Source organism: Grimontia sp. THUN1695 (assembly GCF_059704325.2).
Genome location: NZ_AP046577.1, coordinates 855,493 through 882,140 on the forward strand (window position 1 = coordinate 855,493; position 26,648 = coordinate 882,140).

Consider the following 26,648-nt stretch of genomic DNA (forward strand, 5'->3'; position numbering starts at 1 on the left):
CCGTCCTTTAGTAATCTCTGAGCGCCGTAAAGGCTGCGTCCAATTTGTCTTTGTTTTTGATACCCGGTTCGCTTTCAACGCCCGAGTTAAAATCGAGCCCCGCGCAGCCAATTTGTGCGGCTTCTTTTGCGTTGTCTGGTGACAGGCCGCCAGCCAGCATCAGGCTTTCTTTTTGTTCATCCGGTACCAGCGACCAGTCAAATTGGATGCCAGTACCGCCGCGTTGATTACCCACACGACTGTCAAGTAAGTTACGGTCTGCCAGTGCTTCAATGTGCGGCATTGTGTCACTCACACTCTGTGCTTTCCAGATTTGTGTGTCTTTGGGCAGGACAGCACGAAGCTGTTTGATGTAGTCGGTGTCTTCATCGCCATGAAGCTGTACCACCGCGAGATTGAGCGTGTTTGCAGTGTCTGCAACGTGGCTCAAATCATGGTTCTGGAATACACCCACGTATTGCAGTGGCGCACCGTCCATCACTTTACGTGCCGCCTCTGAATTGACGTAGCGAGGCGACTTTTCAACAAAGATCAGGCCGCCATAGTTGGCTCCGGCGTCGTAAGCCGCTTTGGCATCTTCGGCACGGGTTAGTCCGCAGACTTTGTTGTCGCCATAAAGTACCCGGCGGACAGACTGCTCGACATCCGTTTCTGCCATTAATGAGCTGCCAATCAGGAAGCCATTGGCAAACGGTGCCAGCTCGCGGATTTGCTGGTGGGTATAAATTCCTGACTCTGAAATCACAATGCGATCGTCGGGAAGGCGTGGTGCCAGCACTTTCGTACGGTTAAGGTCGATACTCAGATCCCGAAGATTGCGGTTATTGATCCCCACGACTCTAGCATTCAGCGCTATTGCACGCTCCAGCTCTTGGTCATTGCTGACTTCTGTCAGCACACCAAGATTCAGCTCATGGGCAACAGTGGCAAGCGTTTGATACTCCGCATCGTTCAACACTGACAGCATCAGCAGAATGGCATCTGCCTGATAATAACGTGCGAGATAGACTTGGTAGGTGTCGACCATAAAGTCTTTGCAAAGCACTGGACAAGGTACTTGCGAACGAACAATCGGCAGAAAATCAAAATTGCCCTGAAAGTATTTTTCGTCGGTCAATACAGAAATGGCTGCCGCGTATTTACCGTAAACGCCTGCGATGTAATCGAGGTTGAAGTCATCACGAATCAGGCCCTTAGATGGCGATGCCTTTTTACACTCGAGGATAAACTTCGCCGGGCTGCCCGACAGTGCGTCGTAGAAGCTGCGATCGCTGGGTACGACGTCTTTGATAAAACTCTCGAGAGGCTGTGACACCTTGCGTGCAGCAACCCACTCTTTCTTGTCTTCGACAATTTTTGCCAATACGGTTTCCATGGGGTCAGTTGCTCCGTGATGCCAGTTGCTGAACCAGCTCAAACGGTTTTCCGCTGCGCATAACGTCCAGTGCTTTTTGTGTATTTGCTTTTAAATCTTCGTGCCCAAACAAACGCAGCAGCAAAGCGACATTCACAGCAACTGCTGATTGTTGCGCATCGCTACCTCTGCCTTGCAGGATACGGGTTGTGATTGCGCGGTTCTCTTCCGGTGTACCGCCTTTGATGGATTCGATTGGGTAAGTCTGAACACCAAAATCTTGCGGTGTCAGAGTGTATTCAGTGATCGTACCGTCTTTGATTTCAGCCACAGTGGTTTCACCATGAATCGCAACTTCATCTAAGCCGCTGCCATGTACCACGACGGCACGCTTCATATTGAGATTCAGCATGGTTTCGGCAATCGGACGCACCAACGCTTTGTCGTACACGCCCATCAGTTCCAGTGTTGGTTTTGCTGGGTTAATCAGCGGCCCTAACAGGTTAAAGATAGTGCGGGTTTTCATGGTTTGGCGGACAGGCATTGCGTAGCGAACCCCGCTGTGATACTGCGGGGCGAACAGGAAGCAAACGCCTAATTCGTCTAATGCGCCGCACGCAGTGTCTGGGCTCATGGCCAGATCGATACCGAGGGCAGCCAGCAGATCCGAAGAGCCGGATTTGCTCGACACGCCGCGATTACCATGTTTGGCTACTTTTACGCCACAGGCAGCGGCAACGAATGCAGCGGTGGTCGAAATATTAATCGTGTTGGCACCGTCTCCTCCGGTGCCGACGATGTCGGCAAAATCGTAACCCGGTGTTGGAAATGGGGTCGCGTTTTCAGTCAATGCCGATGCTGCACCTGCAATTTCCTCTGGTGTTTCCCCTTTAATTTTCAGTGCTGTCAACGTGGCTGATAGCAGGATGGGATCGAGTTCGCCTTTGATGATCGTGTCAAATAGCTGATGGCTTTCTTCCCGCGACAACGATCTTTGCTCGTACAGTTTGTTAATAATCGCTTCCATAATGCTCTCCTTGTCCTTTTTCCATCAGCGTGATTGCGTGGCCCAGTTTATGGTGGTGGTTAAAAGGTCTGCGCCTTTTGTCGTGAGGATGGATTCCGGATGGAATTGAAAACCCACCACTTTGTCCTTATCGTTGACCACAGCCATGACCAGCCCATCAACGTCAGCAATCACATCCAGTGAATCCGGCACTTTGGTGGCAACCAGTGAATGATAACGGGCGATGGTCAGTGGGCTTTCAATGTTGCCAAACACGGCATGGCCGTTGTGTGTCATCAATGATGCTTTACCATGGACAATTTCTCCGGCACCAGCCACTGTGCCGCCATAAGCTTCAGTGATTGCCTGTTGGCCAAGGCAAATACCAATCATGGGCGCCTTGCCTTTGAGTTTTTTTATCAGTGTTGGCATACAACCCGCTTCAGACGGTGCACCCGGACCGGGTGACAGCACAACCACTGGATTTTCCAGCTCAGAAATAGCTTGCTCTATTTGTTTGGCGCTCAGGCTGTTTCGGTAAATAGTGACCGGGTAACCGAGAGAGCGAAACTGATCGACCAGGTTGTAAGTGAATGAGTCAAAGTTATCGACGAGCACAATGTGTGTATTAGCCTGATTGTTCATGCTTGTGCTCCTGTGTGCGCTGCGCGAATGGCGGTAAGAACCGCAGCGGCTTTACTGCGGGTTTCATCGGCTTCAGCCTGAGGCACAGAATCAAACACCACGCCGGCACCGGCTTGTACCTGCGCCACGCCATCTTCCACATAGGCAGAGCGGATGACGATGCAGGTATCCATATCACCACGGCCGGTGAGGTAACCCACTGCGCCGCCATAACTGCCGCGCCGGCTTTTCTCAAACTGGCGGATAAGCTGCATGGCGCGAATTTTGGGGGCGCCGGTCAGGGTGCCCATGTTCATACAGGCTTGATAGGCATGCAGAGCATCCAGACCGTCACGAAGCTGGCCGACAACACGCGACACCAGATGCATGACATGACTGTAACGGTCAACTTTCAATAAATCAGCCACATAGCGTGTACCCGGTTCACTGATGCGAGCCACATCATTACGGGCCAGATCGACCAGCATCATGTGCTCAGCGTTTTCTTTGATATCGTTGCGCAGCTCAAGCTCAATGCGACCATCCAAATCAAGGTTGATTGAGCCGTCGCTGTTTTTCCTGCGCGGACGTGTACCGGCAATCGGATAGATTTCAACCTGATTGGTGTCCTTGCTGTATTTCAGGGCACTTTCTGGTGAGGCACCAAACAGGGTGAACTCACTGTCATGCATATAAAACATGTAAGGACTTGGGTTGCCTTGTTTGAGTTTGATGTACGCATTGAGCGGGGAAGGGCAAGGCAGGGTAAAGCGACGACTTGGCACGACCTGAAACACATCGCCTTTTACCACATAGTCTTTCAATTCGTTGACGGCCTGGCAGAAATTTTCGTCGCTGACGGATACGTCAACATCCACTGCGCTGAGCTGCGTTGCCGGTGGTAGCTCCGTTGGATTGAGACAGTTTTCCCTGATCGCCTGCAAGCGACGGCTCAGGTCAAAATAAGTTTCAGTGTTCTCATTGCCGCCAAACTGGGTTGCCTGAAGCTTGGCTTTACGACGCTGGTGGTCAATAACCAGCAAGGTTTCAGCGACATAAAACAGATAATCCGGGCACCGGTTGCCGGATGCCACGTCGGGCAATGGTTCAAATTGCGCCACCAGATCGTAGGCAAAGAGACCGCCAATCATTAAAGCGTCATGGGGCAAGCCATCAAGGCTGAAAGCCTGTTGCACTAAACGAAGGGCATCGAAGGGGGAAGGCTGGCGCAGGCGCGCATCTTCATCCAGCGTACGGTTTTCTTCGGCGAAGTGCAGTGTCAAAAGCTCAGGCAGGCGTTCACGTTCAATAGCAAGTGCCTGACGCTCCAGCTCAGCTTCAACCGCATCCAGTACGTTGTGGCCGTTTTGGCTCTTGGCTTCCAGCTCAACAGTGCGGCCACGACAGACAATACGCACTGCCGCGTCAATCAACATCAGGCTTTTCAGATCCTGCTTGGAATCAATTTCTGCTGATTCCAGTAACAGGCTATGCGGACGGTCCTGACAGACCGCCGAATACAATTCCGTGGGGGCGGCGATATACGGCACATCCAGGCTCAATACGTCGAGCTCGCCTCTTTTTAACGCGTGGTTCTTCATAGTGCTCTCCCTGCAGCTTCAACAAAAGGACTCAGGTTCCGCTCGGTGGCTTGTGGCTTTAGCACGATAATCATCATTTAAATCCTTTTACGTCCTGTTCTAGGGCAACCTTCGATCATTGTCGGGAAAATGAGTACAAAAAAACCCGCGTTATGCGGGCTTGGTGACGTCTTTTTTACGCGATAACGCATCACACTGCCCGATTATTGGGAGTGCCACCAACGTGTAATCAGCGCTGTTTGTTGGGTGAGGTTATGCGGTACCATGAAGACATTATCCATTAAATTGAGTAATTGTGTACTAGTTAACTGGTTCACAATGGTAAAGTCAAGCAACAATATAGAAGAAAATGAATGCTATTTGATTTACACAGCCACACAACCGCATCTGATGGAGGCTTCACACCGGAGCAACTGGTGAAACGTGCCGTTGATTTTCGCGTTAATGTTCTGGCCATCACTGATCATGATACGGTTGCTGGACTTGACGAAGCGAAAGCTGTTGTTGCCCGTGACAAGTTGCCGCTTCACCTGATTGACGGTATTGAAATCTCCACGGTCTGGCAAAACAAAGATATCCATATTGTTGGTTTGAATATTGATCCGCAGTCCCCGGTACTCCAGGCGCTGATTGCCGAACAGGCCGGGCGTCGCAAAGCCCGTGCTGAAATGATTGCTGAACGGCTGGAGAAACAGCGCATCCCGGGGGCGCTGGAAGGGGCGCAGGCGCTGGCGGGGGAGGTACCTCTTACCCGGTCACATTTTGCACGTTGGATGGTAGAGCAGGGACACGTAAAAAATATGCAGTCAGTGTTCAAAAAATACCTGACACGTGGCAATCCGGGATATGTACCACCGAACTGGTGTTCCATCGAAGAAGCCGTTGATGTTATTCACAAAGCGGGCGGTCAGGCCGTGCTGGCGCATCCCGCGCGGTATAAACTTACTGCTAAATGGTTGAAGCGCCTGTTGCAGGCCTTTAAAGAGGCCGGAGGCGAAGCCATGGAAGTTGCCCAACCACAACAATCACAGAATGAACGTCGCCTGTTGGGCGACTATGCAATTCAATATGGGCTTGCCGGTTCCCAGGGTTCTGATTTTCATTACCCTTCACCATGGCTGGAGTTGGGTCGTAATTTATACTTGCCGAAAGGCTGTAAAGAAATCTGGGAATCCTGGTCGTTGCCCGAATTTTCCGGGGCAGAGATGCCCCACGAGGAGGAAGTGTGAGCCAATTTTTTTATGTGCATCCTGAAAACCCGCAAGCCCGCCTGATCAATCAAGCTGTGGCGATTGTCCGTAACGGCGGTGTGATTATCTATCCCACCGATTCAGGTTATGCACTCGGGTGCCAATTGGAGAACAAACAAGCGCTTGAACGTATTTGCCGTATCCGTCGTTTGGACGACAAACACAATTTTACGTTAATGTGCCGTGACCTGTCAGAATTGTCCCTGTATGCAAGGGTAGATAACACCGCATACCGGTTGATCCGTAATAACACCCCAGGGCGCTACACGTTTATCCTGAAAGCGACCAAGGAAGTGCCGCGCCGCTTGCTCAACCCAAAACGTAAAACCATCGGTATCCGTGTACCAGACAACCAAATTGCACTGGATTTGTTGGATGCATTGGGCGAACCCATGATGTCGACATCCCTGATCCTGCCGGGTAATGAGCACACTGAATCCGATCCGGAAGCAATTCGCGATCAACTGGAACACGCGGTTGATTGTATCCTTAATGGAGGCTATCTCGGGGAGCAACCAACGACGGTGGTGGATATGAGTGACGGTGAACCTAATATCCTGCGTCGCGGGACTGGCGACACTTCTCCGTTTGAATAAGTTGAAAGGGTGGGGGGTAGAAAGCGGCAGCCCCGCGACATCTCCCGATGAGATAACGGATGTTCAGTGCAAACGAACATTGGCAATTGCCTCGTTACTGCCTGAACGAAATCGCTTGGTGTCGTTGTGTACATTTTGGCATAATACGCCGTTGCCTTAGATCCGCGTTCAGTCGCGCCTCGAAAGGTTTTCTTCCGACATCGACGCCTGTGAAGGCGACAGTAAGGTAATTAAATAAATGAGCGAAAAATTACAGAAGGTGCTTGCCCGTGCAGGCCTAGGTTCACGCCGTGAAATCGAAAACATGATTCAGGCAGGCCGAGTGAGCGTGAATGGTGTGGTAGCGAAATTGGGTGACCGTTTGGAAGACCTGAATGCCGCCATACGTGTTGACGGACATCATGTGTCGGTTTCTGCATCTTCTGAACAGGTTTGTCGTGTTCTGGCATATAACAAACCTGAAGGTGAGCTGTGTACCCGCAGTGATCCGGAAGGCCGTCGTACTGTATTTGACCGTCTACCACGCCTGAATGGTGCGCGCTGGGTTGCTGTTGGCCGCCTGGATGCCAACACGTCAGGCCTTTTGTTGTTCACGACAGATGGTGAACTGGCAAACCGCCTGATGCATCCAAGTCGTCAGGTTCAACGTGAATATATGGTACGTGTCTTTGGTGAAGTGAACGAGCAGATGGTGAAAAATCTGGTTCGTGGCGTTGAGCTGGAAGACGGTGAAGCGCGCTTTGAAGATGTGGTTTATGCCGGTGGTGAAGGTGCAAACCATACTTTCTACGTGGTTATCACCGAAGGCCGTAACCGTGAAGTGCGCCGTCTGTGGGAGACCCAGGGGGTGACCGTCAGCCGCCTGAAACGTGTCCGTTATGGCGATATCTACCTGAGCAAAGAGCTGCCACGTGGTGGATGGATGGAACTGGAACTGAAAGACGTTAACTACCTGCGGGAAATGGTTGAACTGCGTCCAGAATCAGAAACCCTGATCAACCCAGAAGCGAAAAAGCGTAAATCCCGCGTGCAGAAGATTCGTCGCGCCGTTCGTCGTTACGAAGAGCGTGTAGAGTCAGGTGAATCCCGTAAGCCACGCAACCGCCGTGGGGGGCAACCTGCAGGTAACCGTACCCGCGTTGGTGGTGGACGTTCTGGTAAGCCGGGAGTAAGCCGTCCGGGACAATCTTCAAACCGTCAGAAGAAATCTGGTGGAAACCGCAACCCTAATTAACGGTTTGAATGCGTTAACTAAAGGAAAAGCCAGCAGAAAATGCTGGCTTTTATCGTTCTATATCAACGAATCTCTACCGTTTCGGCTGTGCATCAATACACTGACCGTTAATGTCTTTTCCTTCCGGTGCCATCAAATAAAGATAGAGAGGCATGATATCCAGCGGTGTTTTCAGATTGTTAGCATCTTCAGCTGGAAACGCCGACGCACGCATTTTTGTACGGGTGCCACCAGGGTTGATCGCATTTACCTTCACCCGTGTGTTGCTCAGCTCATCAGCCAGTACTTGCATCATGCCCTCTGTGGCGAATTTTGAGATAGCATACGTGCCCCAGAAAGCCCGCCCCGAGTGCCCAACGGTTGAAGAGGTGAAGACAATGCGGCCATCGTCTGATTTTTGAATCAGGGGTAGCAGTGCCTGGGTCATCAGGAAGGTCGCTTTCACATTGACCTGCATGACGTCGTCATATGCTTTTTCTTCAATTTGATCGAATGGGCTCAATACACCCAGCATACCGGCATTGTGTAATACGCCATCGAGCTTACCGAATTGCTGTTCAATGGTGTCTGCCATGTCGAGATAGTGCTGGCGTGTTGCACCTAACATATCCAGTGGAATGATCGCGGGTTGCGGATATCCTGCTGCTTCAATCTCGTCATAAACGCTTTCCAGCTTCTTCACTGTGCGCCCCAGCAGAATGACGGTTGCACCGTGTTGCGCGTAACTGAGGGCAGCCTGGCGGCCAATACCGTCACCTGCGCCGGTAACCAGAATCACTTTGCCATTCAATGCATCGGCTGCTACTTGATACTCCACGTTACAATATTCCTTTTCTTTTGGTCTTGAGTGCTTGCTAATTTGTCGCCCGCAAGCTGCGAGCCAGAAGCACGTTGGGTATGTCGCATTGTAAAGTGGCTTTGGAATAAGAAACAACAGTGCAATGAAGAGAAAGCGATATGGGTTGTTAGAACTGCATGGGATGCCTCAATCATGAATCTGATTTTGGCTACTGAAACTTCAGGTTGTTTGGGGCTCAATGTCTAGTAGAATGGCGCGATATCTAACATTCTGCGTATTATTAAACCCCATGCAGAAATAACAATAAACGAGGATAAAGTTTGGAATTCTTGCTTGATTACGGCCTTTTCCTGGCGAAAGTGCTGACCTTTGCAGTTGCCGTGATTGTGGTGCTGCTGATAGTGAAAAGTGCCGGTGGAAAACACGGCCCAAAAGGTGAGTTGGAAATTACTAATCTGACTGAAAAACATAAAGATCTTATCCATTCAATGGAATCCCATCTTTATGATGAAGCAGTATTGAAAGCACGTGACAAGGCGGATAAAAAGGCCGAAAAAGCCAAGGTGAAAGCAGCCAAAGCTGAAGCGAAGAAAATGACTGACAAGGCCTCCTTGGAGCAAAGCCGTAAACCGCATGTGTTTGTGGTGGACTTTAAAGGCAGTATTGATGCCCGTGAAGTGGCCTCGTTGCGCGAAGAAGTGACGGCAATTCTGGCCGTTGCCAAAGCAGGCGATGAAGTGCTTGTCCGTTTGGAAAGCGGTGGTGGCATGGTTCACGCCTATGGCCTTGCCTCTTCCCAGCTTGATCGCATTAAACAGGCGGGTATTCCCCTGACTGTCGCCGTTGATAAAGTGGCCGCAAGCGGGGGATACATGATGGCATGTGTGGCGGATAAGATCGTTGCTGCACCGTTCGCTGTAGTCGGGTCTATCGGGGTGATTGCCCAACTGCCAAACTTCAATAAGCTTTTGAAAAAACATGATATTGAATTTGAACAACTGACTGCCGGTGAGTTTAAACGGACACTGACCATGTTTGGTGAAAACACGGACAAAGCGCGTGAAAAGTTTCTCACTGAACTTGAAGAAACCCATGCCCTGTTCAAACAGTTTATTGCTGATCACCGTCCTTCACTGGATCTGGAAAAAGTGGCGACCGGTGAACACTGGTTTGGCAATCAGGCACTGCCGCTGGGATTGATTGACAGCATTGGAACCAGTGATGATTACCTGGTGTCAGCAGTGAAAGAAAAAGATGTTCTGGGCGTAAAATATGTTCAACGTAAGAAGCTGGCTGAAAAGTTGGCAGGCGCATCAGCAGATGTACTTGATCGGGTACTGTTGAAGTGGATCAGCCGCGGTCAGCGACCAATCGTTTAGGAGTAGAGATGAACAACCAAAAGTGGGCGCTGCTTTCTTTTGAAGGCCGAATGAGACGCCGTGATTACTGGCTTTACAGTATTCCTGTGTTAATCATGGTGTTGCCAACTTTCTTTTATCAAGGCGGTAATGTGGTGTTAGATGCATTGGCATTGGCGATTTCACTCTTTGCCATATATGCTTCGATTGCATTGAATATCAAACGCCTTAAAGACCGGAATAAAAGTCCTTGGTGGATTGTTGTCACTTTTCTGCCTTTGGTAGGGCCAATTTTTGCACTGGTGGAACTGGGCATTCTGGATGGAACACCAGGGCCAAACCAATATGGTCCGGACCCCAAAGGGCGTGGGCAGAAGCCGGGATCAGGTGGTGGTGATGTTCATAAAGACGAAAATAAAGACACCGCTGTGTTTGAAGGTTAAAAAAGACGCAAATGCCACCCGAAACGGTGGCATTGTTTTACTGATCACGCATCATTTTTTAAGTGTATATTGCTTTGATAAGTGGTGTGCCAGGTACTTAAACATATTAAACACTGCCGTGGTTTTTGGGGTAGGTAATCCGTTGCCATCTAAGAAATACTCCCCTTTAAACACCATGACGCCGGCTTTTTCTTCCACAGAGTCAGCGTGCATGCCATCAATGTAAGCGTCGTGCTCACGGATCATTTGGTTAGCGATTTTAAGCAAGTCTTCAGCGCAGATAGATGTTTTTTCAGCCATTTTCTTTTCGGTTCGAGTCATAAAATCAGGCGACATTATAGCGCTGGAAAACCAAAAAACAGCAGGTTTGAAACTGCGTAAAGAATTAGCGCCTTGTGGCCCTTATTGTGAGCTAAGCCAGAAAAATTCGATATGGGATGGCAAAGAGGCGCCGGTCAATGGTAATGATTAGCCCGCTTATAATGTAGAGATGGCAAATCACCGTCGGTGGCTAGAACTTGATGTTAACAATTGGGAAACAAGTGCGGAAGCAGCAACCAATCGGGGCCATTTAGACAGAAACTGGTTGATATTCGGATCGAGTCGCCCAATATTAAAAAAAGCGTCAGTATGCGCTCCGGGTGAAAAGCACTCATTGCATACATACGATTTGAGTAATTTTAATGAATGAGAAACGCGAGGGCGTATTAGGTCACTATGGGTAAATCTCTCGTTATCGTGGAGTCCCCGGCAAAGGCAAAAACGATCAATAAATATCTGGGCAAAGACTTCATCGTGAAATCGAGCGTTGGTCATGTCCGCGATCTGCCTACCGGTGCCGCACAAGGCGGCAAGAAAGCAGCGCCTGTTTCAACGAAAGGGTTGAGTGCGGAAGAAAAAGAACGCATCAAAAAAGAAAAAGAGAAAAACGCGCTAATCAATAAAATGGGTGTCGACCCCTACCGTGACTGGAAAGCGAACTATCAAATCCTTCCAGGCAAAGAAAAAGTCGTACAGGAACTGAAAGCGCTGGCAGAGAAAGCGGATTACGTTTATCTCGCAACGGATTTGGACCGCGAGGGGGAGGCGATTGCCTGGCACTTGCGGGAAATCATTGGTGGCGACGAAAGCCGTTTTAAGCGTGTTGTCTTTAACGAAATTACCAAGAACGCCATCCAGCAAGCTTTTGAAGCTCCGGGTGAGCTGAATATGTCGGGTGTCAATGCCCAACAGGCGCGTCGCTTCCTTGACCGCGTTGTCGGCTTTATGGTTTCGCCGCTACTTTGGAAAAAAGTGGCGCGTGGTTTGTCTGCAGGCCGTGTTCAGTCGGTAGCGGTTAAACTGCTGGTGGAACGTGAGCATGAAATCAAAGCGTTTGTTCCGCAGGAGTATTGGGATATCCATACCGATACGACCACTGCCAGCCAAAATGTATTGCGTCTGGTTGTGGCTCAGCAAAACCGTGAAGCCTTCAAGCCGCTCAATGAAGCACAGGCGATGGCGGCAACGGATGCGCTGGAAAAGGCAACGTATAAAGTGGTTGATCGTGAGGATCGCCCAACCAGCAGCAAGCCATCTGCCCCCTTTATTACCTCGACGCTGCAACAGGCGGCGAGCACCCGTATGGGCTTTGGCGTTAAGAAAACCATGATGCTGGCACAGCGCCTCTATGAAGCGGGTTACATCACCTATATGCGTACCGACTCCACCAACCTAAGTAAAGAGGCAGTGGAAGCGGCACGCGGTTTTATCAGCAGTGAATACGGCGAGAAATACCTGCCATCATCTGCCAATGTATACGGTTCAAAAAGCAATGCACAGGAAGCGCACGAGGCGATCCGTCCTTCGAGTGTGGATGTGAAAGCGGATGACCTGCAAGGCATGGATCCAGATGCGCATCGTCTGTATGACCTAATTTGGCGCCAGTTTGTTGCGTGTCAGATGACACCGGCGAAATACGATTCCAGTACTATTACCGTGGAAGCGGGCGAGTTTACCCTGAAAGCCAAAGGCCGCACTTTGCGCTTTGATGGCTGGACACGCGTTCAACGCCCAATGGGTAAAAACGAAGACACCACGCTGCCGCATGTAGATGTGGGCGAGGTGCTGACGTTGGATAAGGTCGACCCGAAACAACACTTCACCAAGCCGCCAGCCCGTTATACCGAAGCAGCGCTGGTTAAAGAGCTTGAGAAGCGTGGTATTGGCCGCCCGTCGACGTACGCATCCATTATCTCAACCATTCAGGATCGTGGTTATGTGCGCGTTGAACAGCGACGTTTCTACGCTGAGAAGATGGGGGAGATTGTTACTGACCGTCTGGATGCAAGCTTTGCTGATCTGATGGACTACGACTTCACGGCACGTATGGAAGAGCAGCTCGACCAGATTGCGATGGGCTCTGAAGACTGGAAAGCGGTGCTGAACAACTTCTTTAAAGACTTCACCGGCGACCTTGAAAGGGCGGAGCTGGATGAAGGCGAAGGCGGCATGAAACCAAACAGTATTGTGCTGACTGACATCGACTGCCCAACCTGTGGCCGTAAAATGGGGATCCGTACGGCATCGACCGGTGTATTCCTGGGGTGTTCAGGGTATGCGCTGCCGCCGAAAGAGCGCTGCAAGACCACCATCAACCTGATGGATGAAGAAGGCATCGTCAATGTGTTGGAAGAAGACGTTGAAACCGAAGCCTTGCGCGCGAAGAAACGTTGCCCGAAATGTGAAACCGCGATGGACGCCTATCTGATTGATCAGGAGCGTAAACTGCATGTTTGTGGTAACAACCCAAGCTGTGACGGCTACGTGGTTGAGAAAGGCGAGTTCAAGCTCAAAGGATATGATGGTCCGGTAGTGGAGTGTGATAAGTGTGGTTCTGATATGGTGCTGAAAAATGGCCGTTTCGGTAAGTACATGGATTGCACCAGCGAAACCTGTAAAAACACCCGCAAGATCCTGAAGAACGGCGAAGTTGCACCACCAAAAGAAGATCCAATTCACTTCCCTGAACTGCCTTGTGAAAACTCAGACGCATACTTTGTGCTTCGTGACGGTGCATCAGGCCTGTTTCTGGCTGCGAGTAACTTCCCGAAATCGCGCGAGACCCGTGCGCCTTTGGTGGAAGAGCTGGCCCGTTTTAAAGATCGCCTGCCTGAGAAACTCCAGTATTTGGCAGATGCGCCGACCGTAGATCCCGATGGTCGTAAAGCTGTAGTTCGTTTTAGCCGCAAGAGCAAAGAGAATTATGTGCGTACCGAAGATGACGGTAAACCAACCGGTTGGACGGGGTTATTTGTTAACGGCCAGTGGGAAATTACGGATAAACGCAAGAAGAAGTAAATACTTCCTACCTATTTAAAAAGCAGCGAAAGCTGCTTTTTTTCAGGAACCAGCGTGACCCTAACAAGCAGGCATAAAAAACGCGCCATGGACAGCGGCGCGTTTTTCTTCTGGTTTCCTCAGGGTTAACCGATGGAAAACTTACCCACAATCTCGTTAACGCCTTGCGTGATTTTTGTTAGGTCGTAGGCCTCTTTGGAGAGCTTCTCAGCGCCGGAAGCCGTGCCTTTACCCAACTCATTCAGGTGTTCAACAGATTCACTGATACCGGATACCACAGTATTCTGCTCTTCAGCAGCGACCGCGATCTGATGGTTCATATCGCGAATCGTAGCGACGGATTCTGTGATCGCGTTGAGAGCATCGCTGGTCTTGTTGGCTTTTTCTGCGGTCTCTTCCGCTTCAACAGCACTTCTCTGCATGGACTCAACAGAACGTTTGGATTCACTTTGCAACCGGGTGATAAGGGTTTGGATTTCCTCTGTGCTTTGTTGTGTGCGGCTGGCGAGACTGCGTACTTCATCGGCAACGACGGCAAACCCACGGCCTTGTTCACCGGCTCGTGCTGCTTCGATGGCGGCATTTAGTGCAAGTAAATTGGTCTGTTCAGCAATGTCACGAATCGTATCAAGAATGCTGCCGACGTTTTTGGTTTCATTTTCCAGATTACTGATGATTTGGCTGACATCGCCGATATTGTTCACCAGATTCTGGATGCTCATGCGAGTATCTTCCAATACCGTCTGACCTTCCTGAGAGTGCCTGTCTGCTTCGTTGGCAACGTCTGACGCTTGTTGAGCGTTTTTGGCGATATCATCGACAGTCGCAGAAAGCTCATGCATCGCCGTGGCAGTTTGACCTAGCTGATCGGCTTGATCTTCAGAGTTTCGTGCCGTCTCTTGTGTCACATTAACCAACGTCCCGGAAGCACTGGTCAGTGTTTTGACCGAATCAGAGAGCTGGACAACGATTTCCCTGAGATTACCGTTCATCTCACCCATCGCAGCAAAGATACCGGTTTTTGCTCCTTTACTGTCGAAGGACTGGGTAAGATCGCCTTTAGCGATTTTTCGAGCTATATCGGCAATTTGGACGGGTTCTCCGCCAATAGGTTTGCGGATAGCCCGGGTGACGAGAACACTGAGCAACATACCAATAAGAATCGCGACAGCTGATACGGTGATCACCGTTTGTACAGCGGTTTCGCTGTCGGATTGAGCTTCTGGGCCCAAGGTATCCTGAGATGCTCGAATGGATGCTCTAAAATCGGTGAGGCTGTCGGTAACTCGCGGTCCGATAACATCTAATGTACCTGAAATTCTCTCGTTTCGGCCTTTGATGATCTCCGCTGTGCGTTGTAAAGCAGAAATGTATGCAAGATGAGAATCAGAAAACGCATCAACCATCGTCTTTTCTGACGGAGAAATGAGAAGACGTTTCAAGTTATCCAAGGGTTGGACGACTTTATTAAGCTCTTCGAAGGCGCGTTGTAGGTCGGTATCGTCGTTACTGATTAAATACTGGGCAGCATATAATCTGCCCAACAGTAAGTGTTCCTGTGCGATCGAGGCATGAAAGAGAGAATCCACTTCTCCGTCTGCTGATGAATCCTCAATGATTTTTGTCATTGTCTGACGCATCTTGAGGCCGTTAGGGTGAAGCTCTTTGTCGACGACGGCGTTCCTGTCATCGAAATCGTTTACTACTAGTTTGAACGTCTCGCCATATCGATTAATTAGCTGTCTTGCTTCATTTAGATTACTGATTCGGTTGGGATTAGTCTCGGTTTCAAGAATGGATTCAATGACCTTTTCAACGTCAGCGATGTCTTTCTCGACTGTGTCGATTTGATCTGGATCCTGTGTTTTCAGGTATTTCAGGGCTGAAAGTCTTGCACTGAGTAACAGCTTTTGAGCTTCACTGGCTTGGTTTGAGCTACGGGCAAGGCCGCGGTAATCGGTGAAATTAGTAAACCCTTCAGACAGGCCACGATAGGCCATTGTTGAAACAACGAGCAGTAGCACCAGTACTGCTGAAAAAGATAATGTAAGTTGTTGCGCAAGCTTAAGTTTGCCTAACATCTTAGCCTCCCGCTAAATGGCATTTAAACAGACCGCCGACGTCGACGTGTGCTTTTGTGTGTTGTTCCACATTGCGCGTAAGCGCATTGGTATATCCCTCCACTCCCTGAATACACACACTGATAAATTTGCTCATTCTCCTTAAAAACATTTAGTGAGCTTGTCGTCAGTTATTTAACAGATAGTTCATAAATGAATTGCCCACCAGATTATTTTGGAAATAGTGTCTCGTCATCAGGACTGCAGCAAGGATAAGCGCATCGTTTTAATACGCTTGCTTGGTTTGGATACTGAGATCTCTAAAATTGTTTTTAATTACATCACGTTATAGTTTATTTTTTGGTGTGCGTGATATATTAGGCTTTTATGCTCGTCTAGGTGGCCATGCTGTTATTAGTTTGCAGCTAAGGTGATCGGGCATGTCTCTTTGATGGTTATCGAATGTCCTAATTTATTACATCTCATACTTTATTAGTTATTTTTAATGCCACTTTTGTCGTTATTCTCACCTAGAGAATTAAACCTGTACCATGATAATTGCGTGATCTTTCTCCAAAACTGTTGCTCTTGATTGTCTTGTCAATAAAACTCTTGTCACATCTTAGTGCTGAATGTATGACGTGATCTTAACGTGTTGAGTGCATAACGATACGTGCGATCACCCATCGCTGGGATGAGTAGCCGTCCTCGCCACACCATCAGCACAGTGAATAACAACAATTGATGGGATAAGGACATGGCAGATATCAAGGGAACAGGCAATGCGAACTTTTTGTATGGAGATAAAGATCACTCAAACTTGCTGATGAACGGTGATTTCGATGCTTGGGGTAATGATGCTTCTGATCAGTGGGGCTTGTTTCATGATCACCAGGTTGCTGGCTGGTATACACCAGGCAATATGAGAATTGAACTTCAGCAGGGGGATTTCGGTGGCACACCAAGCAATGCCTCTTCAAACACTGTATTAGAGCTGGATTCTACCGGAAATACCTGGGTTCAACAGGATGTTGATATCAGTAGCCTGACCACATCGAGTGATGCGTCCCTTTTCCTTTCTTTTGACTATGCCAACCGCTACAAAGGCGCCAACCATGCTACCAGTCAGTTCCAGGTTAAGGTGATGGATGACGACGGCAATGTTCTCTATTCGAAGTACTTTGCAAACACTCAATCCAACGAAAGCTACCAAAGCTTTGAGGTGAATTTTTCCGTTCCTGAGGGCACTTCCGGTCTTACCCTGCGCTTTGAAGGGAAAGGGGCTTCTGACGGTTACGGAGCACTGATCGACAATGTTTCACTGACTAATGCGAAAGCAGGCAGTCTCGATGACACTATCAATGGCTTTGAAGGCGAAGATAACATCGATGGGGGGCAGGGGAACGATATCCTCTTGGGCGGTGAAGGTAACGATATCATCAAAGGAGGGGAAGGCAACGACACGATTTACGGTAACAAAGGTACAGGCGCTGGCGCGCGTGAACTCATGGTCAATGGTGACTTTGAACTGACCTACGGAAACAACACATCCAATCAATGGGGGCTATTCAGTGACCATCAGGTCACTGGCTGGTACACGCCGAATACCAGTAAAATTGAATTGCAGCAGGGCACTTTCGGCGGTACACCGCAAAATGATGTCACCAATACGGTTCTGGAACTCGATAGCCACCGAAACACCTGGGTTCAACAGGATGTTAATGTCGAAGGGCTTGCTGCTGACGGTGATGTTGTGCTTGCTCTCTCTTTTGATTACGCAAACCGTTACCGTGGCTGGGATACGTCAACCAGTCAGTTCGAAGTGAACGTCTTGGATACTCAGGGTAATGTACTGTATTCCAAGTATTTTGCGAACACACAAGCGAATGACCATTACGAGTCGTTTTCGGCGGATATTGTGTTGCCACAAGGTGTGGATTTCATCACTGTCCGGTTTGAAGCGGAAGGGCGCTCCGACAGCTATGGCGCGCTGATCGATAACGTGTCATTGAAACAGAAAGTGATCGCAGAAGATGATAATGACACCCTCTATGGCGGTTATGGTGATGACGCCATCTACGGTGAGCAGGGTGACGATTACATTGAAGGCAATGAAGGGGATGATACCCTGCGTGGTGGTGCCGGCAATGACACGATTTATGGCGGTGCAGGCAACGATGTACTGCTGGGCAATGAAGGTGATGACATTCTTTATGGTGGTGATGGCGATGACATCCTGTGCGGTGGTAGCGGGAGTGATGCGCTGTATGGCGGTGCGGGTAATGATTATCTGCAAGCCGGTTACGATGATGACTTCATTCTGGATGGTGGCTCTGGCCTAGATCTTTATCGCGGCAGTGAAGGGAACGATAGCCTGTTTTTTGATCAGGAAGATTTCTCTGACGTCAATTTCCTGAAGGAAAATGGCAATATTTATTTGGGAGACCGTGGCTTTGACCAATTGATTGTTAACGGTGATGCGAATGTTGACTTGACCGGTAAATCATATGGTGTCACATCTGGACCAAAGCCTATCGCACAAGTGGAAGCGGTGATCGGTGATGAAGGAGACCAAACAGTCACTGCAAATGCGTTTGCCATCCGTGCGCAATCAGATCCTTATCAGTCAGCTTCTCTGACCGATCCGGGGGACTGGGATGGCTTTGTGGCATACCTTGGGGAAGGGGATGACACCTTCAATCTGGACGCCGGAGGCTGGAGCCACAATGCTGGTGCGGCACCCTCGGCAGAATTGTCTGCAGATATGATTGTGTTTTTAGGGTTGAGTGGCAGTCAAGTGGACGAGTTGCAGGCCTATGTGTTCGAGCACGCCGTTTACGATACCATCACCATTTGGACAGACGCAGAACATGTCTATCAGGATGGCATCAGCTTGGTTTAACCAGGTGGATCAGACTGACCAAGTGTCTGGCTTTCCGCTGAGAAATAGCGGTTATTCTGGATAAAGGCGGGGCTGCCTCACGATTGCCCCTTCTTTGTTTTGTGGTAAATAGGTATGTGTAAATAAACAGTGCTTTCAATAAATATCGAGGTCAAACATGGAACGTTGTAGCTGGGCCAATGTGAGTGAACGGGATCAGGCATACCACGATGAAGAGTGGGGCGTGCCAGTGCATGATGACCAACGGTTGTTTGAGATGTTGATTCTGGAAGGTGCTCAGGCAGGGTTAAGTTGGGCTACTATTCTCAAAAAACGTGAAGGTTACCGTGAGGCGTTTGACCATTTCCACATCGAAACTGTTGCGGCCTATGATGAAAACAAAATTGCAGCGCTTTTGGCAAACCCTGCCATTGTCCGCAATAAACTCAAGGTGAATGGCACAGTGATCAACGCCAATCTGGTGCTGGAAATTCAGAAAGAATATGGCAGTTTCAATGAATATATCTGGCAGTTTGTCGGTGGAAAACCCCGCATCAGTCACTGGGAAACAATGGCAGATGTGCCAGCATCAACCCCTGAGTCAGATGCTATGAGCAAGGCGCTGAAAAAGAAAGGCTTTAAGTTTGTGGGTTCCACGATCTGCTACGCGTATATGCAGGCGACCGGTATGGTTAACGATCACCTGACAAGCTGTTTTCGCTATGGTGTGGATGTGGGTGAATAATTCTAAATCAGTACAATGATGAGGAAAAAAGAGCCCGACAATACGCCTTGAAAGGCGAGCCGTCGGGCATTAGAGGACGCTTTGAGTTAGGTTAAAACGTTATTTTTCAGTTTCAGTTGTTGTTTCAGGCTCAGATACACATGATGCATATGCCACATCGGTAAGGTGGCCGACTATCCAAGTTGTCGCGTTTTTCATGTTTATCAGGTTGTAATAGCCTTCATAAGGAACATAGTCTTGGTGACCACTGGTCATGGTCCAATAATCGAACGATGTCGGCCAGCCTAACCCTTCTCCGGTGATCGTACCTCTGTTTTCACCATTCCACAGGCTCCCTCCGACTTTTCGGTACAAAGCGAACATCTCACTCATTGTGGCACGGCGCCAATTGGTGCGGTTGGCGAAGTTCTTCTCGTTCAGCTCATTACACCAATATCCCCACTGTCCAGTGTTGCCCTGACGTTCTAAACCGTAGTTGTTGAACATCGCAAATTCACCCGCCGGACCATAAGCCCCAGTTTCCACACGGACATAGTTATAGGTCTTAGGCATTTGCGCCTCTGGTGATAATGCGTGTACCCATCTGTAGCCCAAGCTGTTCATGAGGTTGATGCTTGGTGGTGACGTGTACCAAAAGCCATTGTCGCCACTCGCCACTTTCAAACAGTCACCAGTTGCGTTAGTTCTGTCTTTGTCATCAACGCCTGTTCCGCACATTTTGATCGTTGTAGCAGCATCACTTGTTGCAACAACCTCGATTGATGCTGAGGCCTTTACACCGTCTTTTGTTGCTGTGATTGTTGTATGACCAACGTCTATGCTGTTGGTTATTCCGTCTTCCATCAGTGCAATGGTTTTTTCATCTTTGCTGTCCCAGTAAACAACTTCACTGATATCTCTGCTGGTACCGTCACTGTAGTGGCCTACTGCATGGAAACGTTTAACATTGTTCTTAGCAAGCGTGATTTCAGATGGCGAAATAGTGATTTTCGTTAATTTTACTGCTGTCACAGAAACCGGAACAGGAGTACTTTTCTCGCCGTTAAATATGGCTGTGACAGAAGCTTGGCCGATTTCTTTTCCTGACGCCTTGTTTGTGTTTATTGTCAGTACGCGATAATCGCTACTTTCCCATGTTACTTCATTAGTAACATTCTTTGTCTCACCATCAGTGTAGAGCGCTGTTGCAGTAAACTCTTGTGTGGTACCTTTCGCTATCGATGCACTTGAAGGTGACACTGTAATTTCAGTTACTACGGCGTCAGTCACCGTGATGGTTGCACTGGCGCTCTGGTTGTTTTCATATTTTGCAGTAAGGGAAACTTCGCCTAATTCTGTCGCGAAAAACACACCATTTTGAATGCGTACATTTGAGCGTTCACCGTGCTCCCATGTGATATCTTGGGTGATATCTGCCACACTGCCATCACTGAAATGTCCGGTTACAACCAGCTTCTTCTCGGTACCCAAAGGCAAAGAAAATGTGTTCGGTGTGATGCTGATGCTTTGGAGTTTAGCTTCAGTCACTTCTACTGGGAGCTGCGGGCTATCAAAGCCACCAAACGAAGCTTGAATATTGGTTGTGCCCGTTTTCAACCCTTTTGCCAGACCATTCTCACTAAACGTCAATGTTTGATCGTCAGAAGAATGCCAGTTTACAAAGCTTGTGATATCTCGCGGTTTTTTATCTGTATACAATCCCCATGCCGATAGCTGGATGTCAAAACCCGCAGCCACGCTTTTGGTTCTTGGATCTATTGCTATACCTGTCAATTCAGGTTGAGTAACTTCAACCTTGAATGGCTCACTGTCCATGTCATTAAGACGAGCAATAACAGCACCAGTTCCAACTTCAAGTGTTGATACTTCCCCTTTTTCGGAAACAGAGATAATGTCAGGTGTTTCTTCGATCCACTCGACTTCATCAGTAACGGTTTTATGTGAACCATCACTATAGATCGCTGTAGCAAACAGCTTAATGGTTTCACCTTTTGCTGCCTTAGGGGTAAAAGTATCTGCAGTTACCTCAATTGCCTTTAAGGTAATATTTTCTACCGGTGATTCTGGAGCAACAGGGGTTTCAGGAATAGTCACGTTGCCGCCAAGGTTGCTATTGTTGCTGCTGTCACCTCCTCCACAGCCAGATAGCGATCCCAATGCAATTGCCAATAATAAGCAGCTCATTGCTGTTTTATTTGTCATAGTCATCAACTCTGTTTAAAAGAAAAGAAATCCCAACAGCCATGAATTTCATGCTGTTGAGGGGTTCATTCAATTTTTAAGAGCAAATCCATTTGACAATGTGGGCGCAGATAGTGCCCGTTGTAGATACTTACTGTCATTGAAGCGCTTCATATAAGTTAACGCCTTAGTCTCTTCACACTCTATACAGTGATGTTTGCCATATTCAGTGCGCAATGAACAAGTAAGTCGAATTTTATGACTTTCTCTGTCACCCACTAACGATGTAGGGTGACAGAGAAAGTGAGATCTGAATCTCATTATTTCGGGACGCTTTATACCGGAAAAAATAAGAAGGTCAAGTGAATATTTTTTCACATTCAATTGTGGAAATTTTTGTTATAAAATGATGTTGTAATTGGTTAATTTTTGGAGAGAAATACGGTCGCTATAAAGACTAACGGAGGTTATCGACAAAACTCATCTTTTTGGTTTGCACCGTAGCGGTAATAAAAAGTCCCCCAGGAAATACCTGACGGACTTCATTAAAGGCCATGAGAGAGAGGAAAATTAGATAGCGTCCGCCACTTTGATAACGAGCTTACCGAAGTTTTTCCCCTCCAGTAGTCCGATAAAAGCTTCCGGTGCATTTTCCAGACCGTCAACGATCTGCTCTTTATACTGGATTTTGCCTTCAGAAATCCATTGGGACATATCTGCCGCAAACTCATCGTAGCGGTGGCTGTAGTCATCAAAAATGATGAAACCTTGCATTCGGATGCGTTTAGTCAGCAGTGTGCCCATCAGCAATGGCATGCGATCGGGGCCTGCCGGCAGTTCAGTCGCATTGTACTGGGAGATCAATCCGCAGACTGGAATGCGTGCGCTGGTGTTGAGCAGGGGGAGTACTGCGTCAAATACCTTGCCTCCGACATTTTCGTAGTACACATCTATGCCTTTGTCACAAGCAGCGGCGAGTTGCTCAGCAAAGTCGTCCGCCTTGTGGTCGATGCAGATATCAAATCCCAGGGTTTCTACTGCGTGACGGCACTTTTCTTCACCACCGGCAATACCCACCACTTTACACCCTTTCAGTTTGCCAATCTGACCGACTATTGCACCCACAGGGCCGGTTGCAGCGGCAACAACCAGCGTTTCTCCTTCTTTTGGCTGGCCGATATCGAGAAGTCCCATGTATGCAGTGAAACCTGGCATACCCAATACACCCAACGCATAGGAAGGATTCTTCGGATTTTTACCGAGTTTCAATAAACCTTCACCGTTGGACACGGCGTAAGATTGCCAGCCTGTGTAGGCGAGAACCCATTCACCTTTTTCAAAGTCAGGGTGGGTGGAGGCTTCTACCTGGCAGACGGTGCTGCCGACCATGATATCGTTAACGTCTACAGGATCGGCATAGTATTTGGCATCGCTCATACGGCCGCGCATGTAAGGGTCCAGTGAAAGATAAATCGTGCGGAGCAGTACTTCACCATTTTTCAGATCTTGAACGGGTTGAACTTCTAAGCGGAAGTTATTGGTAACAGGCGCCCCAACAGGGCGGGATGCAAGAACAATTCGATTATTTTCCAGTGAAGCTGACATAATGATTTCCCTCAACTAGACCAGTCGTCTAGTTAATGGTGAAAATGATAAAAACGGCTTAGGTTTTGAGAATGTGTTTTTCGGATGCTTTATTGATAACTTATTGAATAAAAATGTGTATATGTGAAAAAAGCCGGTGGTTGCCGGCTCTTGTGCGGGTAAGACAGGCGCACTACACCCTGAAAATGGGCCCTAAAGCCTGTGCCACCTCACCTTCTGATGCATCGCGGGACAGGGTGAAAGAGCGGTAGGTATCACCACGGCCAAATGCGCGGTCAATCTCTGCCAGACAGTGGATGACAGGGCCATCGAGAATGAAAGAAAGTTCGATTTCTTTCTTGTTGAACATGCTGCTGTTTTTGAACTCCAGTTCCTGATAGCAGCCAGACTTCGACACAAAGCCGTTGCCACGCAGTTGGCCTTTTTCAACATCGGCTTTCACCATGGTGAAGCCTTCGCGCTCCAGCGCAGACAGTACCCGCTGAACAGCCGGTAATGGGCGTACTTCAAGGTAATCGCGATCTTTTGGATCGATAGCAAAGTCGATGTCGAGCGATGTCTCGACCCAAACGTGACATTGGTTATTGCGGGTATTGAGTGCGGTGATCGGCGTTTCGTCGTGCAACTTCAGCTCGAACGGCACTTCTTTGGTTTCATTCGGCTGAATGGTCATTGGCTTATTAGCCTGAATAGAGCCAAGGACGAACGATTGATAGCTGACACCCGAGTCAGATTCAACTTTCACTTCGGTACAGAGCTTTAACGTAATGGCGTCAATTTGCTGCTCAACGTCGCCACCCTTAATGTGTACGGTGCCCTTTAGCGTTTCGCCTTGGTACACAGAGTCATTGGTCAGAATGGTGTCGACAGTAGCTGCGCCGATGCCTAGTGACGCTTTCAACTTTTTTAGCATGATATTTCCCTGTAAGTTCCATCGCTTACTGTTTACACAATCACACAGTGACGTGCAAGAGAAGTGGAAAAGAAAACCGAGACAGCGCGTCTCGGTTGTGTTCTTTACGCTGCCAGTGAAGGCGTTCCGCTATGGAAACGGAACATGTCGTCAGGCGCTTGAATAAGCTCGGCTTCTTTCTCACCAATAGCCTTAATTCGGTCGCTGATATCACCACCGGCAATGGCCGCGGCCAGCTTCAAATAGTCCTGATAATGTCGCGCTTCAGAGCGCAGCAGCGAGATATAGAATTTGCGCAGCTCTTCATCCAAATACGGAGCGACTTTAGCAAAGCGCTCACAAGAGCGTGCTTCAATGTAGGCTCCGATGATCAGTTTGTCGATCAAGGTAGCCGGTTCGTGCGTTCGAACGATAGACATCAGGCCTTTGGCATAGCGACCGGCGTTAAGCGGTTGATATGGCATATCTCGCGCATCCATGATCTCGATTACCTGCTCAAAGTGGTGAAATTCCTCTTTGATTAGACGCACCATTTTGTCGATGAGGTCTTGCCCGTGTTGAAAGCCCTCTTTGGGCTTCAAAGGTGCGCTTAAGCCATTCTTGGTTGCATGGAAAATGCCGTCACGTACGCCGCGATAAACGAAATCCTCATAAGGTTTAGCCCATTCCAACAGCAACTTACTGCTTTCAGCATCAATCGCATACTTTCGGATCAGCCACATTGCAGTTTGACTGGCCTTCAGTTCACAGTTGGCATGGTCGCGCAGCAGGATGGTTTCGTTTTCTGGCTTAATGGCTTCATCAATCCAAGCTTGTGGAGTTTCGCAGTGCAGAAATTCGCGCACTGGATCGAGCAAACTTTCTAATTCTGGGCTTAACGACATGGGTTTTCTGATTCTAATTAGCGCTTTGAAGCTGCAAAGTATACCCACCTCATCGTCATAGAGAAACACTCCTGACATATTCTGTCAGTAGGTGTCAGTAATCTTCTTTTAACCCCACACGAAAGGAGAGAACACCATGGAAACCGTGATTGAGACAGTCAAGTTCAAATTGAAAGCCGATACCGATGTCCAACGCTTTTTAGCAGATTCAGAAGCGACTTTAGCATTTATCACCAAGAGCGATGGCTTCCTATACCGTTCGCTCAGTGTGAACGAGGAAACTGAGGAATGGACAGACATTACCTATTGGGAAAATATGGACAATGCCAAAGCGGCGTTCGATGATTTTATGAAACATGAATCGGCGCAGCAGATGGTTTCCCATATTGAGGAGAATTCGATTGTTATGTCCCATGAACAGATCAAAATGAGCCCTTGCATGACGAAAACGGCTTAAGGGTAAGCAATGAGTAAATCGGAGCGTTTGTTTGAGCTTTTAACGCTGTTGCGTAGTAAACGTTACGCGGTGACCGCTAATGCCCTGGCAGAAGATCTGAATGTCAGCGAGCGCACGATTTACCGTGATATCCAATCTCTGCAGATGTCTGGTGTGCCCATAGAGGGCGAAGCAGGGATTGGTTATCTGCTTGGTAAGGGTTCACACCTACCGCCGCTCATGTTCACAGAGGAAGAAATCATCGCGATTGAACTGGGCATGCAGATGGTTCGCGCATGGTCAGACAAACGTCTGGCTGCCGCTTCTGAATCTGCTTCAAGAAAGATCCAATCCATATTGCCGGAACACCTCAAAACACAAATTGAGTCTTTGCCGCTCGCGGTGCCAGATTTTTACATCGAATCGGAATGCACCGCGTGGCGTGAAAGCTTACGTGAAGCTACGTCGGAAATGCAGAAAGTTCGCATAAAGTACCAAACCGGTGAAGGGGTTTATTCCGAACGTACCGTACATCCTTTAGGTCAGGTATTTTGGGGCAAAGTCTGGACTTTGGTGGCTTGGTGTGAATTGCGAGACGGCTATCGGAGCTTTCGTGTTGATCGTATTGAACATTTAGAAGTGCTCAAAGCACAGTTTGAAGCCAGCGAGGTTAAGTCGTTTCAGCATTATTTGTCGCTCTGTGAAAGTAAAAGTGTATAGAAAGTAAACCATCAGGAAATCACGCCCGTAATAATTCTGGCTGATCAGCAAAACCAGCTCTGTAACCTACATCCATACATAGGGAGAGATCGAATGATTTCTGCAAAGGTTTTGCCAAATTTCAAATCGATGATATTCGCGAGTCTTGCCATTCTGTTCATTGGCGCATCTTTTAATGCTGCGGCACACAATCATGGAATGAAGAAAGACATTGTGGCGGTTGCCGCAGGCAACGAAGATTTCAGTACCTTGGTTGCTGCAGTAAAGGCTGCGGGTTTGGTTGAGACACTCCAGGGAGAGGGGCCATTTACCGTATTTGCGCCAACCAATGAAGCATTCGCCAAATTACCCGCAGGTACTGTCGAGAATCTATTGAAACCTGTGAACAAAGATCAGCTAGTCTCTATCCTCACCTATCATGTGGTACCCGGCAAAGTGATGGCCGCCGATGTGATGGGACTGACTGAAGCGGGCACCGTTCAGGGCAATAATATCATGATCGACAGCAGCGATGGTGTGAAAGTGGATAATGCCAATGTCGTCGCTACTGATATCAAAGCGTCAAACGGTGTGATTCACGTGATTGATAGCGTGATTTTGCCGCAGTAATACGTTGAGA

General features: G+C 48.6%; 22 protein-coding genes and 1 other annotated feature. Of the genes, 11 read left to right on the top strand and 11 right to left on the bottom strand.

Features of this window, described 5'->3' with window-relative positions:
• Positions 1–7 precede the first annotated feature (7 nt).
• The 4 genes from trpCF to AC6IB1_RS07530 are packed head-to-tail and all read right to left on the bottom strand — an operon-like array spanning position 8 to position 4,585.
• Positions 8–1,375, bottom strand: coding sequence for a bifunctional indole-3-glycerol-phosphate synthase TrpC/phosphoribosylanthranilate isomerase TrpF (trpCF, locus tag AC6IB1_RS07515; RefSeq protein ID WP_497569110.1), 1,368 nt, complete (start codon positions 1,373–1,375; stop codon positions 8–10).
• A 4-nt stretch (positions 1,376–1,379) separates the two neighbouring features.
• Positions 1,380–2,381 (bottom strand): anthranilate phosphoribosyltransferase, encoded by a 1,002-nt coding sequence (gene trpD / locus AC6IB1_RS07520; RefSeq protein WP_497568474.1) that lies wholly within the window; start codon positions 2,379–2,381, stop codon positions 1,380–1,382.
• A 24-nt stretch (positions 2,382–2,405) separates the two neighbouring features.
• Positions 2,406–3,005, bottom strand: a complete 600-nt coding sequence (locus AC6IB1_RS07525; RefSeq protein WP_497568475.1) for an aminodeoxychorismate/anthranilate synthase component II — start codon at positions 3,003–3,005, stop codon at positions 2,406–2,408.
• Positions 3,002–4,585 carry an anthranilate synthase component 1 gene (locus AC6IB1_RS07530; protein WP_497568476.1) on the bottom strand — a complete coding sequence of 528 codons (1,584 nt, stop codon included), beginning with the start codon at positions 4,583–4,585 and terminating at the stop codon, positions 3,002–3,004. The genes AC6IB1_RS07525 and AC6IB1_RS07530 overlap by 4 nt, the downstream gene beginning before the upstream one ends.
• Positions 4,586–4,720: 135 nt before the next feature.
• Positions 4,721–4,812: a sequence feature (Trp leader region), on the bottom strand.
• Between the two features lie 126 nt (positions 4,813–4,938).
• On the opposite strand from AC6IB1_RS07530, the gene rnm reads away from it, so the two are divergent.
• From rnm to rluB, 3 genes are all read left to right on the top strand, one after another.
• Complete coding sequence (gene rnm / locus AC6IB1_RS07535; protein ID WP_497568477.1) at positions 4,939–5,814, top strand: RNase RNM; 876 nt, start codon at positions 4,939–4,941, stop codon at positions 5,812–5,814.
• A complete protein-coding gene (locus AC6IB1_RS07540) occupies positions 5,811–6,431 on the top strand; it encodes an L-threonylcarbamoyladenylate synthase (protein ID WP_114995032.1) in 621 nt (206 codons plus the stop codon). Before rnm ends, AC6IB1_RS07540 begins: the two co-directional genes overlap by 4 nt.
• Before the next feature lie 238 nt (positions 6,432–6,669).
• Entirely contained in the window at positions 6,670–7,665 is a 996-nt protein-coding gene (gene rluB, locus AC6IB1_RS07545) for a 23S rRNA pseudouridine(2605) synthase RluB (protein ID WP_497568478.1), read from the top strand.
• Between the two features lie 73 nt (positions 7,666–7,738).
• Here the strand turns inward: rluB and AC6IB1_RS07550 are convergent, their stop codons facing one another.
• Positions 7,739–8,482, bottom strand: coding sequence for a YciK family oxidoreductase (locus tag AC6IB1_RS07550; RefSeq protein WP_497568479.1), 744 nt, complete (start codon positions 8,480–8,482; stop codon positions 7,739–7,741).
• A 302-nt stretch (positions 8,483–8,784) separates the two neighbouring features.
• Between AC6IB1_RS07550 and sohB the strand changes: the two genes are divergently transcribed.
• A complete protein-coding gene (gene sohB / locus AC6IB1_RS07555) occupies positions 8,785–9,843 on the top strand; it encodes a protease SohB (RefSeq protein WP_497568480.1) in 1,059 nt (352 codons plus the stop codon).
• Between the two features lie 8 nt (positions 9,844–9,851).
• Positions 9,852–10,265, top strand: coding sequence for a DUF805 domain-containing protein (locus AC6IB1_RS07560; RefSeq protein ID WP_115659627.1), 414 nt, complete (start codon positions 9,852–9,854; stop codon positions 10,263–10,265).
• A gap of 51 nt (positions 10,266–10,316) precedes the next feature.
• Here AC6IB1_RS07560 and AC6IB1_RS07565 read toward each other — a convergent pair whose 3' ends face one another.
• Complete coding sequence (locus AC6IB1_RS07565; protein ID WP_497568481.1) at positions 10,317–10,565, bottom strand: DUF2498 family protein; 249 nt, start codon at positions 10,563–10,565, stop codon at positions 10,317–10,319.
• A gap of 417 nt (positions 10,566–10,982) precedes the next feature.
• Here AC6IB1_RS07565 and topA point away from each other — a divergent pair, with 417 nt between their 5' ends.
• Positions 10,983–13,604 carry a type I DNA topoisomerase gene (topA, locus tag AC6IB1_RS07570; RefSeq protein WP_497568482.1) on the top strand — a complete coding sequence of 874 codons (2,622 nt, stop codon included), beginning with the start codon at positions 10,983–10,985 and terminating at the stop codon, positions 13,602–13,604.
• A 125-nt stretch (positions 13,605–13,729) separates the two neighbouring features.
• Here the strand turns inward: topA and AC6IB1_RS07575 are convergent, their stop codons facing one another.
• Positions 13,730–15,685: a methyl-accepting chemotaxis protein gene (locus tag AC6IB1_RS07575; protein ID WP_497568483.1), complete on the bottom strand. Its 1,956-nt coding sequence runs from the start codon at positions 15,683–15,685 to the stop codon at positions 13,730–13,732.
• Positions 15,686–16,421: 736 nt separating this feature from the next.
• On the opposite strand from AC6IB1_RS07575, the gene AC6IB1_RS07580 reads away from it, so the two are divergent.
• Both AC6IB1_RS07580 and AC6IB1_RS07585 read left to right on the top strand, forming a co-directional pair.
• Positions 16,422–18,566 (top strand): calcium-binding protein, encoded by a 2,145-nt coding sequence (locus AC6IB1_RS07580; protein ID WP_497568484.1) that lies wholly within the window; start codon positions 16,422–16,424, stop codon positions 18,564–18,566.
• 157 nt (positions 18,567–18,723) lie between these two features.
• Positions 18,724–19,290: a DNA-3-methyladenine glycosylase I gene (locus AC6IB1_RS07585; protein ID WP_497568485.1), complete on the top strand. Its 567-nt coding sequence runs from the start codon at positions 18,724–18,726 to the stop codon at positions 19,288–19,290.
• A gap of 99 nt (positions 19,291–19,389) precedes the next feature.
• On the opposite strand, the gene AC6IB1_RS07590 is transcribed toward AC6IB1_RS07585, so the two are convergent.
• The 4 genes from AC6IB1_RS07590 to miaE form a co-directional block, all read right to left on the bottom strand.
• The gene (locus tag AC6IB1_RS07590) at positions 19,390–21,492 is read right to left on the bottom strand and encodes an Ig-like domain-containing protein (protein WP_497568486.1); all 2,103 of its coding nucleotides are present in this window, start codon (positions 21,490–21,492) and stop codon (positions 19,390–19,392) included.
• A gap of 549 nt (positions 21,493–22,041) precedes the next feature.
• Positions 22,042–23,076 carry an NADPH-dependent curcumin/dihydrocurcumin reductase gene (gene curA, locus AC6IB1_RS07595; RefSeq protein ID WP_497568487.1) on the bottom strand — a complete coding sequence of 345 codons (1,035 nt, stop codon included), beginning with the start codon at positions 23,074–23,076 and terminating at the stop codon, positions 22,042–22,044.
• Between the two features lie 172 nt (positions 23,077–23,248).
• On the bottom strand, positions 23,249–23,989 hold the full coding sequence (locus AC6IB1_RS07600; RefSeq protein ID WP_497568488.1) for a sporulation protein: 741 nt from the start codon (positions 23,987–23,989) through the stop codon (positions 23,249–23,251).
• A 104-nt stretch (positions 23,990–24,093) separates the two neighbouring features.
• Positions 24,094–24,873: a tRNA isopentenyl-2-thiomethyl-A-37 hydroxylase MiaE gene (miaE, locus tag AC6IB1_RS07605; protein ID WP_497568489.1), complete on the bottom strand. Its 780-nt coding sequence runs from the start codon at positions 24,871–24,873 to the stop codon at positions 24,094–24,096.
• Between the two features lie 136 nt (positions 24,874–25,009).
• On the opposite strand from miaE, the gene AC6IB1_RS07610 reads away from it, so the two are divergent.
• The 3 genes from AC6IB1_RS07610 to AC6IB1_RS07620 all read left to right on the top strand — a co-directional run bounded on the left by AC6IB1_RS07610 (position 25,010) and on the right by AC6IB1_RS07620 (position 26,638).
• A complete protein-coding gene (locus AC6IB1_RS07610; protein ID WP_497568490.1) occupies positions 25,010–25,330 on the top strand; it encodes a hypothetical protein in 321 nt (106 codons plus the stop codon).
• 9 nt (positions 25,331–25,339) lie between these two features.
• On the top strand, positions 25,340–26,029 hold the full coding sequence (locus AC6IB1_RS07615; protein WP_497568491.1) for a helix-turn-helix transcriptional regulator: 690 nt from the start codon (positions 25,340–25,342) through the stop codon (positions 26,027–26,029).
• Positions 26,030–26,122: 93 nt separating this feature from the next.
• Positions 26,123–26,638: a fasciclin domain-containing protein gene (locus AC6IB1_RS07620; RefSeq protein ID WP_497568492.1), complete on the top strand. Its 516-nt coding sequence runs from the start codon at positions 26,123–26,125 to the stop codon at positions 26,636–26,638.
• Positions 26,639–26,648: the final 10 nt, after the last annotated feature.

Coding starts and splice junctions, on each gene's coding strand:
- trpCF (WP_497569110.1), bottom strand. CDS start 1,375: ATGGAAACCGTATTGGCAAAAATTGTCGAAGACAAGAAAGAGTGGGTT.
- trpD (WP_497568474.1), bottom strand. CDS start 2,381: ATGGAAGCGATTATTAACAAACTGTACGAGCAAAGATCGTTGTCGCGG.
- AC6IB1_RS07525 (WP_497568475.1), bottom strand. CDS start 3,005: ATGAACAATCAGGCTAATACACACATTGTGCTCGTCGATAACTTTGAC.
- AC6IB1_RS07530 (WP_497568476.1), bottom strand. CDS start 4,585: ATGAAGAACCACGCGTTAAAAAGAGGCGAGCTCGACGTATTGAGCCTG.
- rnm (WP_497568477.1), top strand. CDS start 4,939: ATGCTATTTGATTTACACAGCCACACAACCGCATCTGATGGAGGCTTC.
- rluB (WP_497568478.1), top strand. CDS start 6,670: ATGAGCGAAAAATTACAGAAGGTGCTTGCCCGTGCAGGCCTAGGTTCA.
- AC6IB1_RS07560 (WP_115659627.1), top strand. CDS start 9,852: ATGAACAACCAAAAGTGGGCGCTGCTTTCTTTTGAAGGCCGAATGAGA.
- AC6IB1_RS07565 (WP_497568481.1), bottom strand. CDS start 10,565: ATGGCTGAAAAAACATCTATCTGCGCTGAAGACTTGCTTAAAATCGCT.
- topA (WP_497568482.1), top strand. CDS start 10,983: ATGGGTAAATCTCTCGTTATCGTGGAGTCCCCGGCAAAGGCAAAAACG.
- AC6IB1_RS07575 (WP_497568483.1), bottom strand. CDS start 15,685: ATGTTAGGCAAACTTAAGCTTGCGCAACAACTTACATTATCTTTTTCA.
- AC6IB1_RS07580 (WP_497568484.1), top strand. CDS start 16,422: ATGGCAGATATCAAGGGAACAGGCAATGCGAACTTTTTGTATGGAGAT.
- AC6IB1_RS07585 (WP_497568485.1), top strand. CDS start 18,724: ATGGAACGTTGTAGCTGGGCCAATGTGAGTGAACGGGATCAGGCATAC.
- AC6IB1_RS07590 (WP_497568486.1), bottom strand. CDS start 21,492: ATGACAAATAAAACAGCAATGAGCTGCTTATTATTGGCAATTGCATTG.
- curA (WP_497568487.1), bottom strand. CDS start 23,076: ATGTCAGCTTCACTGGAAAATAATCGAATTGTTCTTGCATCCCGCCCT.
- AC6IB1_RS07600 (WP_497568488.1), bottom strand. CDS start 23,989: ATGCTAAAAAAGTTGAAAGCGTCACTAGGCATCGGCGCAGCTACTGTC.
- miaE (WP_497568489.1), bottom strand. CDS start 24,873: ATGTCGTTAAGCCCAGAATTAGAAAGTTTGCTCGATCCAGTGCGCGAA.
- AC6IB1_RS07610 (WP_497568490.1), top strand. CDS start 25,010: ATGGAAACCGTGATTGAGACAGTCAAGTTCAAATTGAAAGCCGATACC.
- AC6IB1_RS07615 (WP_497568491.1), top strand. CDS start 25,340: ATGAGTAAATCGGAGCGTTTGTTTGAGCTTTTAACGCTGTTGCGTAGT.
- AC6IB1_RS07620 (WP_497568492.1), top strand. CDS start 26,123: ATGATTTCTGCAAAGGTTTTGCCAAATTTCAAATCGATGATATTCGCG.